Genomic DNA, 18,102 nt, shown 5'->3' with positions numbered 1-18,102 from the left:
GAGGCTATTGCCCCTTCAACAGTTGAGCGGCGCGAACAGCAAAGTAGGTAAGGATGCCGTCGGCGCCGGCGCGTTTGAAGGCAGTGAGGGATTCGAGAATCACCCCTTCACTCAGCCAACCGTTCTGGATTGCGGCCATGTGCATCGCGTATTCACCGCTGACCTGATAAACAAAGGTCGGCACTTTGAACTCATCCTTGACCCTGTACAGAATGTCCAGATAAGGCATGCCTGGCTTGACCATGACCATGTCGGCGCCTTCGGCAAGGTCGGCCGCCACTTCGTGCAGGGCCTCGTTGCTGTTGGCCGGGTCCATCTGATAGGAGGCCTTGTTGGCCTTGCCCAGATTCAGGGAGGAACCCACCGCATCACGGAACGGGCCGTAGTAGGCACTGGCGTACTTGGCCGAATAGGCCATGATCCTGACATTCACATGCCCGGCCAGCTCCAGAGACTCGCGGATGGCCTGAATACGACCGTCCATCATGTCCGACGGAGCGATCACCTGAGCACCGGCATCGGCGTGCGACAGCGCCTGCTTCACCAGCGCGTCGACAGTGATGTCGTTCTGAACATAGCCCTCTTCGTCGAGGATGCCGTCCTGACCATGCGTGGTGAACGGGTCCAGCGCCACATCAGTGATGACGCCCAGCTCCGGGAAACGGTCACGCAGGGCGCGGGTCGCGCGCTGGGCGATGCCGTCCGGGTTCCAGGCTTCGGCGCCGTCGAGGGATTTCTTTTCCGGTGGTGTCACCGGGAACAGCGCCAGCGCAGGGATACCCAGCGCGACCCAGTGCTCGGCTTCCTTGAGCAACAGATCCACGCTCAAGCGCTCGACGCCAGGCATCGAGGCGATGGATTCACGACGGTTTTCACCATCGAGTACAAATACCGGAAGAATCAGATCGTCGACAGTGACAACGTTTTCACGCACCAGCCGACGGGAAAAGTCGTCGCGGCGATTACGGCGCAGACGAGTGAGAGGAAACAGGCGGTTAGCGGGGGTAAAGCTCACGGCGAGACTCCTGAGCCCGCTTACGCGGGCAAGCGCGACAGTTATAAGCCGCCATTATGACCAATGTGTGACAGTCATGGTTCGACCTGCGACTGCACGTCGCGGTCACGGCCTTTGAAGGGATAGGACCATTGTGGTTGCAAGAATCTTTAACGTCGAGACACATATGGACACTTTCATGATTGCCTTGGGCGCGTTAGGCTGCGCGTTCATTTCGCCAGCATCCAGACAATGCTCCAGAATTTCTTGAACGAATTCGGCTACTTCGCCCTGTTCCTCGGCACCTTTTTTGAAGGCGAGACCATTCTGGTTCTTGCCGGATTTCTGGCGTTTCGCGGATACATGGACCTCAACATCGTCATCCTCGTAGCCTTTTTTGGCAGTTATGCGGGTGACCAGTTGTGGTATTTCATGGGGCGCAAGCATGGCCGCAAGCTCCTGGCGCGCAAACCTCGCTGGCAACTCATGGGCGACAAGGCGCTGCGGCTGGTCCGCAAGCACCCGGACATCTGGGTGTTGGGCTTCCGCTTCGTGTACGGCCTGCGAACGGTCATGCCTGTGGCCATCGGCCTGTCGGGCTATCCTCCCGGGCGTTATCTGCTGCTGAACGGTATCGGCGCGGCTGTCTGGGCCGCAGCGCTGGGTTCAGCTGCCTACCATTTCGGCGCGGTGCTCGAAGGCTTGCTGGGCAACGTCAAGAAATATGAACTCTGGGTGCTGGGCGCACTGATACTGCTGGGGCTGGCCCTGTGGATACGCCGACGCATCAAGAACGCCCGTATCGCCCGTGAAGAGCGTGAAGAAAGGAGCCGCTTCTGCGCATCGGCAGCGGCCTCCGACCTGGAGGAGCCGATCACCGTGCCCGTCGACCTGACGAAAAAATCCGACGAATAAACGCTCAGTCCCCCTCCCGAGCGCAGGCTGACAGGCATCGCTCGGCGACAGCGCGACCACCGCCCTCCCCATGCACCTTTGCACAACCAGCAATGCCTGAACTGAACACTCGGCCCGTTAAGCGATCAACTGAACAGACAAATTAAAACAAGCCTCAGGTTGATCGAGCAAAAGGAGCCGAAATCGATGCAGAAAAAAGTGGCTGTAATCCTCTCCGGCTGTGGCGTCTACGACGGTGCCGAGATTCACGAAAGCGTCCTCACCCTGCTGCGTCTGGATCAGCGCGGTGCGCAGGTTCAGTGCTTTGCGCCCGATATCACTCAGCATCATGTGGTCAATCACCTGACCGGTGAGGAAATGCCCGAGTCGCGCAATGTGCTGGTCGAGTCTGCGCGCATTGCACGCGGCGAAGTGAAGGACATCCGCGAAGCAAATGCCGAAGACTTTGACGCCCTGATCATCCCGGGCGGTTTTGGCTCGGCAAAGAATCTTTCCGACCTTGCCCTGCAAGGCCCGGCCTGCCAGGTCGAAGCCGGACTGCTGGAGCTGGCCGAGGCGTTTGCCGAAGCCGGCAAACCGGTCGGGCTGATCTGCATCACCCCGGCACTCGCGGCCAAGATCTATGGCCCCGGCGTTACCTGCACCATCGGCAACGACCCTGAAACCGCTGCGGCCATCACCAAAATGGGCGGCAGCCATGCGGAATGCGCCGTCGATGACATCGTCGAGGACGAAGCCCGAAAACTGGTCAGCACACCTGCCTACATGGTCGCCAAGAGCATCAGCGAGGCGGCCTCGGGCATCAACAAGCTGGTTGACCGCGTGCTGGAACTGACCCACGAGGGCGATGCCTGATCGTCGCCCTGCCTGCCCAAGGCACCGCCCGTCAGGCGGGCGGTGTTTTGCAGGCCGGCCATGGTGATTCATCCAGGCTTTATACTGTACTGTATGCATGAACAGTATATGAGTAATGCCCGATGTCCAGCCCCTATCCGGTTCGTGGCCGAGGTACTGCCAGCAATCCGCATAACCGCTTCGCACCCAGTCAGTCGGTGGCCGAAGATGATGGCTGGTATCAGGAAGTGCCGCTCACGCAAGGCACCCAGGTCACCAGCGAAACAGCCAAAAGCATCATTACCCGCAACAGCTCGCCGGATATCCCCTTTGACAGGTCGATCAATCCCTACCGGGGCTGCGAGCACGGCTGCATCTATTGTTTCGCCAGACCCAGCCACGCCTACTGGGACATGTCGCCCGGCCTGGACTTCGAGACCAGGCTGATCGCCAAGACCAACGCCGCGGCGCTGCTGGAGCAACAGCTGTCCAAACCCGGCTACCGCTGCGCGCCCATTACCCTCGGGGCCAACACCGACCCCTACCAGCCGATCGAGCGTGAGTACCGCATCACCCGGGCGACGCTTGAGGTGTTACTGCGCTATCGGCATCCGGTCAGCATCATTACCAAAGGCTCGCTGATCCTGCGCGATCTGGATCTGCTGGCAGAGATGGCCAGACTGCGGCTGGTGTCGGTGTTCATCAGCCTGACCACACTGGATGACGAGCTCAAATGCATCCTCGAACCCAGGGCCGCAGCGCCCAAGGCCCGCCTGCGGGCCATTCGGGTACTGCGTCAGGCGGGGGTCCCGGTCGGTGTGCTGTGTGCGCCGATGATCCCGATGATCAATGACAGCGAGCTGGAGGCACTGCTGAGCGAAGCGAAGGCTGCAGGCGCCCTGAGCGCCAGCTACGTGATGTTGCGCCTGCCGCTGGAAGTCGCGCCGCTGTTCGACGAGTGGCTGAAGACGCATTACCCGCAACGCGCCGAGCATGTCATGAGTCTGATTCGTCAAAGTCGCGGCGGAGCCGTGTACGACAGCACGTTTGGTTCTCGAATGCGTGGCGAAGGACCGTTTGCCGACCTGCTGGCTCAACGCTATGCCTTGGCAATCAAACGACTCGGATTGAACAAACGGGGTGGATTTGCACTCGATTGCGATGCGTTTTGTCCGCCGGGAGGGCAAATGTCGCTGCTGTGACGAACTTGGTACTATCGTGCAAACCCGCGTCCCAGAGCCATCGCATTCAGTTTCGTTTAAGCTTCGGCGATTAGTCTGTAACTCGGAGTGTCATCAGCGATAGCGCTCAAGGGATTTGTTCGTGATGCCCTTCAGAGAGGGATCACATCCGGCTCTGGTCAAACAGGCATGAAGAATCCACATCAATTCGTCAGAGAGGATGAAGACATGACAGACATCGGTAAACAGCATTCGGCTACGTCGTCCAGCACATCAAGCCATTCAGACAGCGCCGACGTAGCGTTGAAACATATCGTCGATGGCTTTGTGCATTTCCGTAAAGAGGTCTTCCCCCAGCAGGAAGAGCTGTTCAAGAAGCTGGCGACCGCTCAGTCGCCACGGGCCATGTTCATCACCTGCGCCGACTCGCGCATCGTGCCCGAATTGATTACCCAAAGCTCCCCGGGCGACCTGTTCGTCACGCGTAACGTCGGCAACGTCGTACCGCCGTATGGCCAGATGAACGGCGGCGTGTCCACCGCTCTGGAATACGCAGTGGTTGCACTGGGCGTGCAGCACATCATCGTTTGCGGACACTCTGACTGCGGCGCCATGCGCGCAGTGCTCAACCCCGACAGCCTGGACAAGATGCCTACGGTAAAAGCCTGGTTGCGCCATGCCGAGGTTGCCCGCACGGTGGTCGAGCAGAACTGCAGCTGCAGCGGCGAACTGGAAACCATGCAGGTCCTGACTCAGGAAAACGTGATTTCCCAGTTGCAACACCTGCGCACCCACCCTTCGGTCGCAGCGAAAATGGCCAGCGGCCAATTGTTCATTCATGGCTGGGTCTACAGCATCGAAACCAGCGAGATCCTGGCTTATGACGCCGAGCTCGATCGTTTCATACCGCTCGACGGTACGGGACCGACGCCGATGGCTTCACCGAAAGCACGCTTTTCAGCCGACTGATCACCAGTCCGACTGACGGCAAGCCCTTCTTTATCAGCTGATGGCGGCTGCGCAGGATGCGCGTCGCCCGTCTTGCCTCGTCTGAAGAATCCCGGAGAAGCGTCATGGGTATTACAGCATTGAAAACCGCTTTACCACGGGAGCTGCTCGCTTCCGTGGTCGTGTTCCTGGTCGCCCTGCCGCTGTGCATGGGGATCGCCATTGCATCCGGCATGCCTCCGGCCAAGGGTCTGATCACCGGCATCGTGGGCGGACTGATAGTCGGCTGGATAGCCGGTTCGCCGTTGCAGGTCAGCGGTCCCGCAGCCGGTCTGGCAGTACTGGTTTTTGAAGTGGTACGCGAGCACGGCATGGCCATGCTGGGTCCTATCCTGGTACTCGCCGGATTGCTTCAGCTGCTGGCAGGTCGATTCAAGCTTGGTTGCTGGTTCCGGGTCACGGCACCTGCGGTGGTCTATGGCATGCTCGCCGGTATCGGCGTGTTGATCGTACTGTCACAGGCACACGTGATGTTCGACAGCGGTCCCAAACCCTCCGGGCTGGACAATCTGATCGCCTTCCCGTCCACACTGATCCAGGCCTTCGGGCCAGGCACCGGCATGCAGGCCGGTATGCTCGGTCTGGGCACCATGCTGATCATGTGGGGCTGGGAAAAACTCCGTCCGCAGTCTTTGCGCTTCGTACCCGGCGCACTGCTGGGCGTGGGTATCGCAACCGGTATCAGTCTGTTCATGGCCTTGCAGGTCAAGCGTGTCGAAGTGCCTGACAACCTGGCCGACGCCATCGACTGGCTTCGCCCGGCTGACCTGATGAACCTGGCCGATCCGGCCATTCTGGTGGCCGCTATCGTCGTAGCGTTCATCGCCAGTGCCGAGACGCTGCTTTCTGCGTCGGCAGTCGACCGCATGCACAGTGGCCAGCGTTCGGACTTCGACAAGGAGCTCAGCGCTCAAGGTGTGGGCAATATGCTCTGCGGCGTGCTCGGTGCATTGCCGATGACCGGCGTTATCGTACGCAGTTCGGCCAACGTCCAGGCCGGTGCCACCACGCGCTTCTCGACGATCTTCCACGGCCTGTGGCTGCTGGCGTTCGTATTGCTGCTGTCGAGCGTGCTGCAAAGCATTCCGGTCGCGAGTCTGGCCGGCGTGCTGGTCTACACCGGTCTGAAGCTGGTCGACCTGAAGGCATTTCGTGGTCTGGGCCGCTATGGCCGGATGCCGATGTTCACGTATGCGGCGACTGCTGTGGCGATCATCTTCACCGACCTGCTGACCGGTGTACTGGTCGGTTTCGGCCTGACCCTGGTGAAGCTTGCGTTCAAGGCTTCGCGTCTGAAGATCAATGTGGTCGAACTGGCGGGCGAGAAGGAATTCGAGCTGCGTCTGGTCGGTGCCGCAACCTTCCTCAAGGTACCGGCGCTGACTCAGGCACTGGGCACTATCCCACAGGGCAGCACGGTGCATGTGCCGTTGGGCAATCTGTCCTACATCGACCACTCGTGTCTGGAACTGCTGGAAGAATGGGGTCGTTCCAATGCCGCTCATGGCACCCGGTTGCTTATCGAACCGCGGGGCTTGAAGCGTCGTCTTGAAGGGCGGATCTACACCACAACGGGGATCGGCTCGGGCGCAGCCTGATAGTCGCCACCCTGTTATCACAGCTCTGGAAACATGGGAGCCGGATGGGTCTTCGCGTAGCAGCGGAGCGATATCCGGCTCCTTCCATTGCCGGCGAAGACAGTGATTCGGGCCTCTGAATCAGACCGCGGAGCGCTCCAGCTCCAGGCCGACGCCCAATTGCCGTGACAGGCTTGGCCAGCGCTGCCAGGCCGCTCCTGTTTCAGGGCTGATCAGCTTCTCGCGGTAGGCCTCGACCGAGTCCAGCGCGAAACTCTCTTCATCAAGCAACTCGTCGACGGCATGGTGAACCGCTTCGTCCAGCTGGTTGGCAAATTGCTCGCCGATCAACTGGTGGGCAATCACGCTGGCAACCGTGGTATTTGACGGTATCAGCGGCTGACCGAAATGCTTGATGTACAGGTCATTCACTTCCTCGACCAACCGGTGGGCCAGATAAGCCTCGTCCAGCAGGCTTTCCAGGCCTTCATGCCCATCCATGATGGAAGGTGGGGCCGCGAAAAAATGCTCGGCGATTTTCAGCACCGGCTTTATCTGACCTTCGATCCCGGCTTCCAGCGCGACCTCATGAGCTGCGTCCAGCAGATCGGGTACCAGATCGATGTAGGCCGTGACGAAGCGCGCCAGAACATCTTTCGCATCGACTTCCGGCAGGTGGATGGCAGGATGGAGATGTGGGAGCTTTTGTGCCAACTGTTGCAGCAAGTGGCCGGTCCGGGCCTCATGTTGATGGGCTAGTTGTATCTGCTCGCGCAATGCGGCGGTGTTCATGGCTGCTGGGACTCCTGGAGGCGTCAGGCCCCGTGGTTGGTTGATGGAAAGTCATACGTTAGCTTGCTTAACTAAACGCCTAAGACGGTTTTGCTATATGTGACTCACATTTAGATACATTGGCTATATACCGCTGCCGTGCCCGGCCATGCGGGCGCGCTGCAGCTCGCGTTTTGAATAAGCAGGCTACTCTGAAGTCGCCCGCAGCTCTTTCGACACGCTGTCCGACATAAAAAAGTGAGCCACGCATGAGCCAGCCTCTTTTGTCCAAACGGCTCGTCCTGCGTTTGACGTGCTTAATAGTGATCATGCTGATAGGTGGATTGGCATTGCCGTCGCTCTATGGCGTGCTGACCGGACATGACAATGCCCTACCGGGTGAGGACGCTTCGCGCCAGGTCGAAGTGCAGTTCACCGCCAGCAACGTTGCCGGAATGACCTGGGCGTTTTATCCACAGGCCAGCCAGATGCAGGTCCATCCCGGCACGGTCAACGAGATGATCTTCATCGCGCAGAACCCGACCGACAGACCGATGAAAGCCCAGGCCGTCCCGGGTATTTCACCCGGAAAAGCGGCTGCGTGGTTTCACAAGACCGAATGTTTCTGCTTCACGCAACAGACATTGCAGCCGGGCGAGCGCATCGAGATGCCGGTACGCTTCATCATCGACCGGGACATGCCCGACGATGTAAAACACCTGACGCTGGCCTATACGCTGTTCGATGTCACCACGCCCTAGACCTAGGCTCGGCGCGCAATATAGGCCATCATCCCCGGCCGCACGCCGATCACTACTCGCACTGACACCATGACCCGTACTCAGAAAAGCGTTTTCATTGCTGCCGCCATCGTCGCCCTGATTCTGGGTGTGATTCTCAGTCAGGTGCTGCCCGGCCGCAGCTCACAGGATCAGGCGGCGCTCAACGACGCCGGTATTGTCCTGCTCCCCAAAAGCCGCCAATTGCCGGCCCTGAGCATGACCGACCAGAACGGCGCGGCCGTGCCCCTTGATGGCTTGAAAGACCAATGGACGCTGATGTTCTTCGGCTACACCTTCTGCCCGGACATCTGCCCCACGACCCTGGCGCAGATCAAGCAGATCAGGTCCGAGCTGCCCGAAGAGACAGTCAAGCGCATGCGGGTAGTGCTGGTCAGCGTCGACCCGAACCGCGACACACCGCAGCAGCTCAAGCAATACCTGGGCTACTTCGACCCGCAGTACATCGGCCTGACGGCACCTGTCGCTGATATCCAGACACTGGCCAGTGCCGTGAGCATCCCGTTCATTCCGGCCGATACCGGTAAACCGAACTACTTCGTCGACCACAGCGGTAACCTGGCCCTGATCGGCCCGGACGGCACGCAGCGCGGCTTTATCCGCGCACCGCTGAACAACAGGAAGCTGGTGAAGCAATTGCCGGGGTTGCTGGGAAGGGATTAGGGCCTATGAGATTCCTACGGGAGTAACCGGGGCGGCGATCCGCATTGCTCACGACGACTTGGTCCAAACGCTCTATTTCCTGGAGGCTTTACCGGCCTCTTCGCGAGCAAGCTCGCTCCCACGACGCGCATGTATAACTATGAGCGCAGAGCGTGGGAGCGATAGAGCGTTCCAGAATGCAGCCCGACGCTCTGCGTCGCAAGGGACGCAGAGCGCTGGCGCGAGAACCGCAAGGTGCGATCAGATCAGAACGCCGGCAACACCGCGCCTTTGTACTTCTCGGCCAGGAAGGTTTTCACTTCCGGGCTCTGCAAGGCGGCTACCAGCTTCTTCATCGCGTCCGAGTCCTTGTTGTCCGGGCGGGCCACCAGAATGTTCGCGTAGGGCGAATCGGCACCTTCGAGGATCAGCGCGTCCTTGGTCGGGTCAAGCTTGGCGCTCAGAGCGTAGTTGGTGTTGATCAGCGCCAGATCGACCTGAGTCAGCACGCGGGGCAGCGTGGCCGCTTCCAGTTCACGGAATTTCAGGTTTTTCGGGTTATTCACCACATCCGAAGGCTTGGACAGGATGTTGCCCGGTTCCTTGAGAGTGATCAGGCCTGCCTTGGCCAGCAGCAGCAAGGCGCGGCCTTCGTTGGTGGCATCGTTGGGCAGGGCGACATTGGCATCATTGGGCAGCTCTGCCAGCGTCTTGAACTTCTCCGAGTAAGCGCCGAAAGGCTCGATGTGAACCTTGGCCACAGCCACCAGATCAGTGCCTTTGCCCTTGTTGAACTCGTCCAGGTACGGCTGGTGCTGGAAGAAGTTCGCGTCCATACGGTTCTGCGACACCTGCACGTTAGGCTGGATGTAGTCATTGAACACCTTGATGTTCAGGTCCACGCCTTCTTTGGCCAGGGTCGGTTTGACGAACTCGAGGATCTCGGCGTGCGGCACGGCAGAGGCCGCGACGGTCAGAGTTTCGTTGGCCTGCGCGGACAAGGCGGTGACAGCGGCGAATATGGCCAATAGTTTTTTCATGCAACAACTCCTTTGGGCCCGCACAGGCGGGCCAATACCAACGGATTCGATCAACGATGTGTGAAATGCGCGACCAGTCTGTCGCCGATGGTCTGCAGAATCTGCACCAGCACCAGCAACAATACGACCGTCACGAACATCACATCGTTCTGGAATCGTTGATAACCATAACGGATCGCCAGGTCGCCCAGCCCGCCAGCGCCCACGGCACCGGCCATGGCCGTGAACGACACAAGCGCAATGGCGGTCACCGTGATCGCCGCCAGAATGCCCGGCCGCGCCTCGGGCAGCAGTGCCTTGACGATGATCTGCCGAGTCGTCGCGCCCATGGCCTGCGTGGCTTCGATGATGCCGCGATCCACTTCGCGCAGTGCGGTCTCTACCAGACGCGCAAAGAACGGCGTGGCGCCTGCGATCAGCGGCGGCAAGGTGCCGAGGATGCCCAGTGACGTACCGGTAATGATCTCGGTCAACGGCATCATCACGATCAGCAGGATGATGAACGGCAGCGCGCGCAGCATGTTGACGATCACCCCGACCGTCGCATACAGCTGCTTGTGCTCCAGCAACTGACGCGGCGAGGTGAGAAACATCAGCACGCCCAGCGGCAGGCCGAGCAGGATGGTGAAACCGAGCGATACACCGAGCATGATCAGCGTGTCGCCAGTGGCCACCCAGATCTCGTACCAGTCGACATTGGAAAACAGGTTCAGAAAAGCGTCCATCAGCGCAGCACCTCCATATGAACATCAGCGGCGGTGAAGCGCGCGAAGGCAGCGTCCATGTCGCCGCCGGTGACGGCCAGCGTCAACTGCCCGTAAGGGGTGTCCTTGATGCGGTCGATACGACCGGCAAGGATGCTGTAATCGACGCCGGTTTCCCGCGCTACCGTGCCGAGCAACGGCGCGTAGGTGGCCTCGCCCTGAAACGTCAGACGCACGATACGGCCTTGAACGTGAGCGAAGTCGTCACGCTGCTCGTTTTCGTCGATCTGCTCGTCTTCCTGCACAAAGCGCCTGGTCGTGGCGTGCTGCGGATGCAGAAACACATCAGCGACCTTGCCATGCTCGACAATCACCCCGGCGTCCATGACGGCCACCTGATCGCAGACGCGACGAATCACGTCCATTTCATGGGTGATGAGCACGATGGTCAGCTTCAGCTCGCGATTGATCTCGGCCAGCAGTTGCAAGACCGACGCAGTGGTCTGCGGGTCCAGCGCGCTGGTGGCTTCATCGCACAGCAGGATTTTGGGTTTGGTGGCCAGTGCACGGGCGATGCCGACGCGCTGCTTCTGGCCGCCCGACAGTTGTGCCGGGTACTTCTTGGCGTGATCGGACAACCCGACCCGTTCCAGCAATTCGGCCACGCGCTGGTCGATCTGCTTGCGCGGCATATCGCCTGCCAGGGTCAGCGGCATGGCGACGTTGTCGGCCACGGTTCTGGACGCCAGCAGATTGAAGTGCTGGAAGATCATCCCGACCTGTTGGCGGAAGCGGCGCAGGCCGTTGGCATCGAGCGCAGTGACGTCTTCGCCATCGACCACGATCTGTCCGCCACTGGGGGTTTCCAGGCGGTTGATCAGGCGCAGCAGGGTACTTTTGCCCGCGCCGGAGTGGCCGATGATGCCGAACACCTGGCCGCTGTCGACGCGCAGGCTGGTGGGGTGCAGGGCCGGTATTTCCTTGCCTGCCACCCGATAGGTTTTGTGGACGTTATGAAACTCGATCACGGAGCGAACCTTGTGGGGCGCGTTAAAAAATCAGCGCAGTGGCTAGAGCACCACCTGCTTCGTTACCTCGGCCGGATAAAGCCGGGCGCGCATTTTAGCCTGTCCGGCCCGCTGTGCTTAGCATTTATTTACCAGCTGTCCTGCGCAACGGGCATAACACGACCGTTGGTGATCGTATGCTGAAAATAAAAGGAACGGCTGTTTTTTGCTCCGGTCACTTCATGGATACCGTGATTTCCCGCTTACGCCAGGGAAGTCGTATTCAGCGAACCCAACTCAATGATTGGGGCGAGATAAGGAGTCTCTGATGGCTAGCAAGAACGCACCACCTGTAACCGAAACGCCCAAGAGCGAAATGGCAGGTACCGACACCCTGGACCGTGGCAACACCAACGAAAAGCTGGAAAGTCTCGAGCAGTTTCGCTCGGACGCGACCCAGCAGGCCCTGCGCACCAACCACGGCGTCAAGATTTCCGATAACCAGAACACCCTGAAAGTCGGCAGCCGCGGCCCATCGCTGCTCGAAGACTTCATCATGCGTGAAAAGATCACGCACTTTGACCATGAGCGTATTCCGGAGCGTATCGTCCACGCCCGCGGTACTGCAGCACATGGTTATTTCCAGACTTACGAAGACCATGGCGCCCTGAGTAAAGCGGGCTTCCTGCGTGATCCGGGCAAGAAGACCCCGGTGTTCGTGCGTTTCTCCACCGTTCAGGGCCCACGTGGCTCGGGCGACACCGTGCGTGACGTGCGTGGCTTTGCCGTCAAGCTCTACACCGACGAAGGCAACTTCGACCTGGTGGGCAACAACATGCCGGTGTTCTTCATTCAGGACGCGATCAAGTTTCCTGACTTCGTGCACGCGGTGAAACCCGAGCCGCACAACGAAATCCCGACTGGCGGCTCGGCTCACGACACCTTCTGGGACTTCGTGTCGCTGGTGCCGGAATCCGCGCACATGGTGCTGTGGACCATGTCCGACCGTGCGATCCCGAAAAGCCTGCGCACCATGCAGGGCTTTGGCATCCACACCTTCCGCTTTATCAACACCGAAGGTAAGTCGAGCTTCGTGAAGTTCCACTGGAAGCCCAAGTTCGGCGTGTGCTCGCTGGTCTGGGACGAAGCGCAGAAGCTGGCCGGCAAGGACACCGATTTCCACCGCCGCGACCTGTGGGAGTCCATCGAGATGGGCGACTACCCGGAATGGGAACTGGGTGTACAGATCGTTGCCGAGGAAGACGAGCACAAGTTCGACTTCGACCTGCTCGATCCGACCAAGATCATCCCGGAAGAACTGGTACCGGTTACCCCACTGGGCAAGATGGTCCTGAACCGTAACCCGGACAACTATTTTGCCGAGACCGAGCAGGTTGCCTTCTGCCCGGGCCACATCGTGCCGGGTATCGATTTCTCCAACGATCCGCTGCTGCAAGGTCGCCTGTTCTCCTACACCGACACGCAGATCAGCCGTCTGGGTGGGCCGAACTTCCACGAAATCCCGATCAACCGTCCGATTGCGCCGAACCACAACGGTCAGCGTGACGCACAGCATCGCACCACTATCGACAAGGGCCGCGCGTCCTACGAGCCGAACTCGATCGATGGCGGCTGGCCGAAGGAAACCCCTGCCGGCCCGGTAGATGGCGGCTTCGAGACCTACCCTGAGCGTGTTGAAGCGCACAAGGTGCGTGAGCGCAGCGAGTCGTTCGGCGATCATTTCTCGCAGGCCACCCTGTTCTTCCAGAGCATGAGCCACCACGAGAAAGAGCACATCATCGCGGCCTACAGCTTCGAGTTGGGCAAGGTCGAGCGCGAATACATTCGTGCCCGTCAGGTCAACGAGATTCTGGCTAACATCGATATGGATCTGGCCAAGCGTGTAGCCGCCAACCTCGGCTTGCCAGCACCGGCTGCCGGTACCGTACCTGCGCGTCAGACTTCGGTAAAAGAGTCGCCGGCGCTGAGCCAGGTCAACCTGCTGTCTGGCGATATCGTTTCGCGCAAGGTTGCCATTCTCGTGGCTGACGGCGTCAACGGCAAAGCAGTCGAAGCCATGAAGGCTGCACTGACTGCCGAAGGCGCACACGCCAAGGTACTGGGCCCGACCTCCGCGCCGGTCAAGACAGCTGACGGCCAGAGCCTGCCAGTGGATGCGTCGGCTGAAGGCCTGCCTTCGGTCGCGTTCGACGCAGTCTTCGTGCCGGGAGGCGAGGCTTCGATCGAAGCGCTGAAAGGCGACGGCGTGGCATTGCACTTCATCCTCGAAGCCTACAAGCACCTCAAGGCCATCTCCTTTGCCGGGGAAGCCAAAGAGCTGCTGAGTCTGCTACGTTTGGAAGAAGATGCGGGCCTGCTGGAGGTGTCCGATAGCAAATCGTTCAAGCCGTTCTTCCACGCGATTGCTCAGCACCGTGTGTGGGATCGTGAAGTGAAAGCCAAGGCTGTTCCGGCTTGATCTGACGCTGCTTGCGTTTATCGCTCCCACGCTCCGGCGTGGGAGCGCCTTTCCGGACGCTCTCTCCCCCCGCTTATACTCCCGAACACTTGTCGTTCCTCACGCTCCGCGTGGGAATGCAGTTCTGGACGCTCTGCGTCCGCCTTGAAGGATCGACTCAGGACTTCGCTGGCGTGAGGATGATGTGCGCTTTTTCATTGCGCTCGATCTGACGACGTAATTGCAGTTCGAAATCCGGATTGGCCTTGACCACCCGCTTGGTCAGCAACGTAGCCAGCCAAGGGTAATCTTCGGTGCGCGGCACCACCATCAGCACTTCACAGTTGAACGCTACGGTATCGGCTGCGATATCGTCGAGTTGACGACGCAATGCAGGCATATCGCCGATCTTGAGCTCAACCGTCGTGCTTTCTGCTGATGGATCAATCAGCTTGGCAACCCTTCTGGCCTCGGCCGCCTTCAAATCCGCTTCGGCTTTTTCCAGCTCGGCCTTGCGCGCATGGGCGATGGCGCCGTTGACGCCACTGGTCAGCGCCGGTGCCTTGGGCATCAGGGCGCGTGCACGGCTCAGCGCAGAGGCCGCCGCGTTCATGTCGCCCTTCTGCAGGCTTATCTGACTGCGGCTCAGATAGGCTTCGGCCAGACGACGCTGAAAAGGCTCCAGACGGATGTCGGCAGGATTGGCAGCCTGCAACGCCGCCAATTGGTCCTCGGCCGTTGCCAACTCATTGCCGGCGATGTTCTGCTCAAGCTGAGCGAATGCATCAGGCTGGGCCTCGGAGGCAGGCGTCTCGACAGTGGGCGCACTCTGGCAGGCACCCAGCAGGATGGAAAATGCGACAAGCAGCAGATAGCGTGGGGCGAACGGCTTCATTCCTGCGATTCTCTAGTTTGCGCAAAAAACGAGCAAGTCTACACCGCTCGCCTGGGTAGAACAAAGCTGAGCAAGAACAACGCCGCAGCCGATACCACTATAGACGGTCCGGCAGGGGTGTCCTTGAACCAGGACAATGATAGCCCGGCACACACGGCTATCACGCCCAACAGGCTCGCGCCCAGCGCCATTTGCTCCGGCGAACGGGCGTGACGCTGTGCCGCAGCTGCCGGGATGATCAACAGCGACGTAATCAGCAGAACACCGACGATTTTCATCGCAACCGCGATCACCACGGCGATCAGCAGCATCAAGGTCATGCGCAGTGTAGCAACCGGCAGGCCTTCGACCCGCGCCAGTTCTTCATGCACGGTCATTGCCAGCAGTGGGCGCCACAGCGCGACGATCAGCACCAGCACCAACGTGCTGCCGCCCAGAATCCAGCCCAGATCAGCCGGGCTGATGGCCAGCAGATCGCCGAACAGGTAGGCCATCAGGTCGATGCGCACTTCGTGCATGAAACTGAGCACCACCAGCCCCAGCGACAAAGTGCTTGGCGCGAGAATCCCCAGCAGCGTGTCCGACGCCAGCGGTTGGCGCTGTTGCAACGTGACCAGCAACACCGCCAGCAGCAGGCAGCCGACCGTCACCGCGATGGTCGGGCTGATATCCAGCAGGAAGCCCAGCGCGACGCCGAGCAGCGCGGCGTGGGAAAGTGTGTCGCCGAAATACGCCATGCGCCGCCAGACCACGAATGATCCCAGCGGGCCAGCGACCACGGCCAGCGCAACGCCTGCGAGCAAGGCATACAGTAGAAAATCAGCCATGCTTGCAGCTGTCTCCGTGAACGTGAGTGTGAGAGGTCGCAGCGTCATTCACCACCGCGCCATGCAGATCGTGGGCGTGATCGTGATGGTGGTGATAGATCGCCAGGCTCTGTGCGTTCTTGCCGAACAGTTCGACGAACGCCGGGTCATGGCTGACCTGCTCGGGATGCCCGGAACAGCAGACATGGCGATTCAGGCACACCACCTGATCGGTGGTGCTCATGACCAGATGCAGATCGTGGGAAACCATCAGCACGCCGCACTGGTGGCGGTCGCGCAGCCGGGTAATCAGGCTGTACAGCTCGGCCTGTCCCGCTACATCGACCCCCTGCACCGGTTCGTCGAGGACCAGCAACTCAGGCTTGCGCAGCAACGCACGCGCCAGCAGAACACGCTGCATCTCGCCACCGGAAATGCCCTGAATCGGGCTGTCGATGACTTTCCCGGCGCCGACTTCTTCCAGCGCCGACGCTGCGGCCGTGCGATCCACACCGGGAACCAGACGCAGGAAACGCAGCACCGACAGCGGCAGCGTCTGGTCCACATGCAGCTTTTGCGGCATGTAGCCGACACGCAGTTTCGGCTTGCGCCAGACGGTCCCGTAGTCAGGCTTGAGCAGCCCCAGCACCGCACGCACCAGCGTGGTCTTGCCGGCACCGTTGGGGCCGATCAGGGTGACGATCTCGCCGGGTTTGACGCTCAACTGGATGTCATCCAGGACGTTTTGTCCGGAAAGCGTAACGGCAACCTTGTCCAGACGTATCAATGCATCCGACATCAGGCGGCCTTGCAGCCAGCGCATACGCCGACGATCTCGACCGTCTGGCCTTCGACCGCGAAGCCGACGCCTGCGGCGGCATCGACCACGGCATTGCTGATGGCCGGGTGCTGCAGCTCGATCGCCGCATGACACAGGCGGCAGATCAGGAACTGGCCCTGATGCGCATGAGTGGGGTGGTTACAGCCCGTGAAGGCGTTGAGCGAGGCAATCCGGTGCACCAGACCGTTTTCCAGGAGGAAATCCAGCGCACGGTAAACCGTTGGCGGGGCCGCACGGCGACCGTCTTCATCACTCAGCACCGCAAGGATGTCGTAGGCACCCAGCGGCTTGTGGCTTTGCCAGACCAGTTCCAGCACACGACGGCGCAAGGTGGTCAGGCGCAGACCCTGTTTGGCGCATAGCGCATCGGCTTCGGCGAGGGCCGAATGCACGCAGTGAGAGTGGTCATGGGGGCGACTGGCCAGGGGAGTATTGGGCATGAGCAGCGACGATATTGGCTAGAGACGTTATTATGTTACCCGTTCCTGGCTGATATGAGTGATTCGAGTGCGCCGTCTTTTAAATCTTGCTGCTGTTTTCTGGGTCAGCCTGCTGATCATCGTCCCTGCTCAGGCCGAGGTCCGAGTGCTGACCAGTATCAAGCCTCTGCAGCTGATTGCGGCGGCTGTACAGGATGGCGTCGGTACACCGGAAGTGCTTCTGCCACCGGGCGCCTCACCGCATAACTACGCGCTGCGCCCGTCCGACGTACGGCGTGTACAGGAAGTCGAGTTGCTCTACTGGATCGGCCCGGACATGGAAACCTTCCTGCCGCGCGTCATTCAGGGCCGCAAACTGCCTGCGGTTGCCGTACAGACACTGCCGGGCATGCACTTGCGGCACTTTGGCGAAGACAACGCCTCGCATGATGACCACGAGCATGATCACGACAACGACGCAGACGAACATGACCACGACCACCGCCCCGGCAGTCTCGATTCGCACCTGTGGCTGTCGACCGTCAACGCGCGGGTGATCGCCGCAAAAATGGCCACTGACCTGAGCGCTGCCGACCCCGCCAACGCAGCCCGCTACGCCAGCAACGCCGAGGCGTTCAGCAAACGTCTGGATACGCTGGACGCCCGTATCAAGCAGCGTGTCAGCACAGTGGCAGGCAAGCCTTACTTCGTATTCCACGAAGCCTTCGATTATTTCGAAGAGGCCTATGGGCTCAAGCATGCCGGGGTATTCGCCATCGCCGCCGAGATCCAGCCCGGCGCCCAGCACGTCGCCGCCATGCGCGAACGCCTGAAAGCTGCAGGCAAGACCTGCGTATTCAGCGAACCGCCCCTGCGCCCGCGCCTGGCCGAAACCCTGAGCGCCGGCCTGCCGGTCAAACTGGCCGAACTGGATGCACTGGGCGGCTACACCCCGGCCACCGCGCAGGGTTACGAGCAAGTCTTGCAGAAGCTGGCTGATGATTTGGCGGGTTGCCTGAGCAGTCTCTGACTGCCACCGCCCACATAGCAGCACTGCTGTGTGACGCGGAGCGTCACGAACTGCATTCCCACGCTGGAGCGTGAGGAACGATAGTCGTCAGGGATAACACTATCGTGCCCATGCTCCGCGTGGGCATGCCGGTATGGACGCTCCGCGTCCTCTTGCGACGCAGAGCGTCACCAACTGCAT

Annotated in this window: 18 protein-coding genes; 9 read left to right on the top strand and 9 right to left on the bottom strand. The window is 60.4% G+C overall.

What is annotated here, in order from left to right; genetic code table 11:
• Positions 1-4 precede the first annotated feature (4 nt).
• The gene (hemB, locus tag KUIN1_RS01570) at positions 5-1,015 is read right to left on the bottom strand and encodes a porphobilinogen synthase (protein WP_003403849.1); all 1,011 of its coding nucleotides are present in this window, start codon (positions 1,013-1,015) and stop codon (positions 5-7) included.
• 231 nt (positions 1,016-1,246) lie between these two features.
• Here hemB and KUIN1_RS01565 point away from each other — a divergent pair, with 231 nt between their 5' ends.
• The 5 genes from KUIN1_RS01565 to KUIN1_RS01545 all read left to right on the top strand — a co-directional run bounded on the left by KUIN1_RS01565 (position 1,247) and on the right by KUIN1_RS01545 (position 6,530).
• Positions 1,247-1,909 (top strand): DedA family protein, encoded by a 663-nt coding sequence (locus KUIN1_RS01565; protein WP_011266302.1) that lies wholly within the window; start codon positions 1,247-1,249, stop codon positions 1,907-1,909.
• 186 nt (positions 1,910-2,095) lie between these two features.
• Entirely contained in the window at positions 2,096-2,764 is a 669-nt protein-coding gene (gene elbB, locus KUIN1_RS01560; RefSeq protein ID WP_003403852.1) for an isoprenoid biosynthesis glyoxalase ElbB, read from the top strand.
• A 122-nt stretch (positions 2,765-2,886) separates the two neighbouring features.
• Entirely contained in the window at positions 2,887-3,945 is a 1,059-nt protein-coding gene (locus tag KUIN1_RS01555) for a PA0069 family radical SAM protein (RefSeq protein ID WP_024652631.1), read from the top strand.
• A 207-nt stretch (positions 3,946-4,152) separates the two neighbouring features.
• Positions 4,153-4,893 carry a carbonic anhydrase gene (locus KUIN1_RS01550; RefSeq protein WP_003414103.1) on the top strand — a complete coding sequence of 247 codons (741 nt, stop codon included), beginning with the start codon at positions 4,153-4,155 and terminating at the stop codon, positions 4,891-4,893.
• 104 nt (positions 4,894-4,997) lie between these two features.
• The gene (locus KUIN1_RS01545; RefSeq protein ID WP_003403858.1) at positions 4,998-6,530 is read left to right on the top strand and encodes a SulP family inorganic anion transporter; all 1,533 of its coding nucleotides are present in this window, start codon (positions 4,998-5,000) and stop codon (positions 6,528-6,530) included.
• Positions 6,531-6,650: 120 nt separating this feature from the next.
• On the opposite strand, the gene KUIN1_RS01540 is transcribed toward KUIN1_RS01545, so the two are convergent.
• A complete protein-coding gene (locus KUIN1_RS01540) occupies positions 6,651-7,301 on the bottom strand; it encodes a hypothetical protein (RefSeq protein ID WP_011266299.1) in 651 nt (216 codons plus the stop codon).
• Between the two features lie 248 nt (positions 7,302-7,549).
• Between KUIN1_RS01540 and KUIN1_RS01535 the strand changes: the two genes are divergently transcribed.
• Together KUIN1_RS01535 and KUIN1_RS01530 are read left to right on the top strand one after the other, a co-directional pair.
• The gene (locus tag KUIN1_RS01535) at positions 7,550-8,041 is read left to right on the top strand and encodes a cytochrome c oxidase assembly protein (protein WP_011266298.1); all 492 of its coding nucleotides are present in this window, start codon (positions 7,550-7,552) and stop codon (positions 8,039-8,041) included.
• Between the two features lie 69 nt (positions 8,042-8,110).
• Positions 8,111-8,743, top strand: a complete 633-nt coding sequence (locus KUIN1_RS01530; RefSeq protein ID WP_116887005.1) for an SCO family protein — start codon at positions 8,111-8,113, stop codon at positions 8,741-8,743.
• 245 nt (positions 8,744-8,988) lie between these two features.
• On the opposite strand, the gene KUIN1_RS01525 is transcribed toward KUIN1_RS01530, so the two are convergent.
• From KUIN1_RS01525 to KUIN1_RS01515, 3 genes are read right to left on the bottom strand one after another with little or no spacing between them, the layout of a single operon-like run.
• The gene (locus KUIN1_RS01525) at positions 8,989-9,762 is read right to left on the bottom strand and encodes a MetQ/NlpA family ABC transporter substrate-binding protein (RefSeq protein ID WP_003403866.1); all 774 of its coding nucleotides are present in this window, start codon (positions 9,760-9,762) and stop codon (positions 8,989-8,991) included.
• Between the two features lie 50 nt (positions 9,763-9,812).
• Positions 9,813-10,487 (bottom strand): methionine ABC transporter permease, encoded by a 675-nt coding sequence (locus KUIN1_RS01520; RefSeq protein WP_003317371.1) that lies wholly within the window; start codon positions 10,485-10,487, stop codon positions 9,813-9,815.
• Positions 10,487-11,494: a methionine ABC transporter ATP-binding protein gene (locus tag KUIN1_RS01515; RefSeq protein ID WP_011266296.1), complete on the bottom strand. Its 1,008-nt coding sequence runs from the start codon at positions 11,492-11,494 to the stop codon at positions 10,487-10,489. Before KUIN1_RS01515 ends, KUIN1_RS01520 begins: the two co-directional genes overlap by 1 nt.
• Before the next feature lie 307 nt (positions 11,495-11,801).
• On the opposite strand from KUIN1_RS01515, the gene katE reads away from it, so the two are divergent.
• Positions 11,802-13,952, top strand: a complete 2,151-nt coding sequence (gene katE / locus KUIN1_RS01510) for a catalase HPII (protein WP_058398431.1) — start codon at positions 11,802-11,804, stop codon at positions 13,950-13,952.
• Between the two features lie 157 nt (positions 13,953-14,109).
• On the opposite strand, the gene KUIN1_RS01505 is transcribed toward katE, so the two are convergent.
• From KUIN1_RS01505 to KUIN1_RS01490, 4 genes are read right to left on the bottom strand one after another with little or no spacing between them, the layout of a single operon-like run.
• On the bottom strand, positions 14,110-14,826 hold the full coding sequence (locus tag KUIN1_RS01505; RefSeq protein WP_054091538.1) for a PA5502 family lipoprotein: 717 nt from the start codon (positions 14,824-14,826) through the stop codon (positions 14,110-14,112).
• A gap of 38 nt (positions 14,827-14,864) precedes the next feature.
• The gene (gene znuB, locus KUIN1_RS01500; protein ID WP_003341611.1) at positions 14,865-15,653 is read right to left on the bottom strand and encodes a zinc ABC transporter permease subunit ZnuB; all 789 of its coding nucleotides are present in this window, start codon (positions 15,651-15,653) and stop codon (positions 14,865-14,867) included.
• Positions 15,646-16,431, bottom strand: a complete 786-nt coding sequence (gene znuC, locus KUIN1_RS01495) for a zinc ABC transporter ATP-binding protein ZnuC (protein ID WP_116887014.1) — start codon at positions 16,429-16,431, stop codon at positions 15,646-15,648. Before znuC ends, znuB begins: the two co-directional genes overlap by 8 nt.
• Positions 16,431-16,913, bottom strand: a complete 483-nt coding sequence (locus KUIN1_RS01490) for a Fur family transcriptional regulator (RefSeq protein ID WP_003425978.1) — start codon at positions 16,911-16,913, stop codon at positions 16,431-16,433. The genes znuC and KUIN1_RS01490 overlap by 1 nt, the downstream gene beginning before the upstream one ends.
• 67 nt (positions 16,914-16,980) lie before the next feature.
• Here KUIN1_RS01490 and znuA point away from each other — a divergent pair, with 67 nt between their 5' ends.
• Positions 16,981-17,922 (top strand): zinc ABC transporter substrate-binding protein ZnuA, encoded by a 942-nt coding sequence (gene znuA / locus KUIN1_RS01485; RefSeq protein ID WP_116866494.1) that lies wholly within the window; start codon positions 16,981-16,983, stop codon positions 17,920-17,922.
• Positions 17,923-18,102: the final 180 nt, after the last annotated feature.

The organism is Pseudomonas sp. KUIN-1 (assembly GCF_009176725.1).
Taxonomy (GTDB): Bacteria; Pseudomonadota; Gammaproteobacteria; order Pseudomonadales; family Pseudomonadaceae; genus Aquipseudomonas; species Aquipseudomonas fragariae.
Note: the sequence above shows the minus strand (reverse complement) of the source record. Positions and strands in the feature narration are given on the sequence as shown.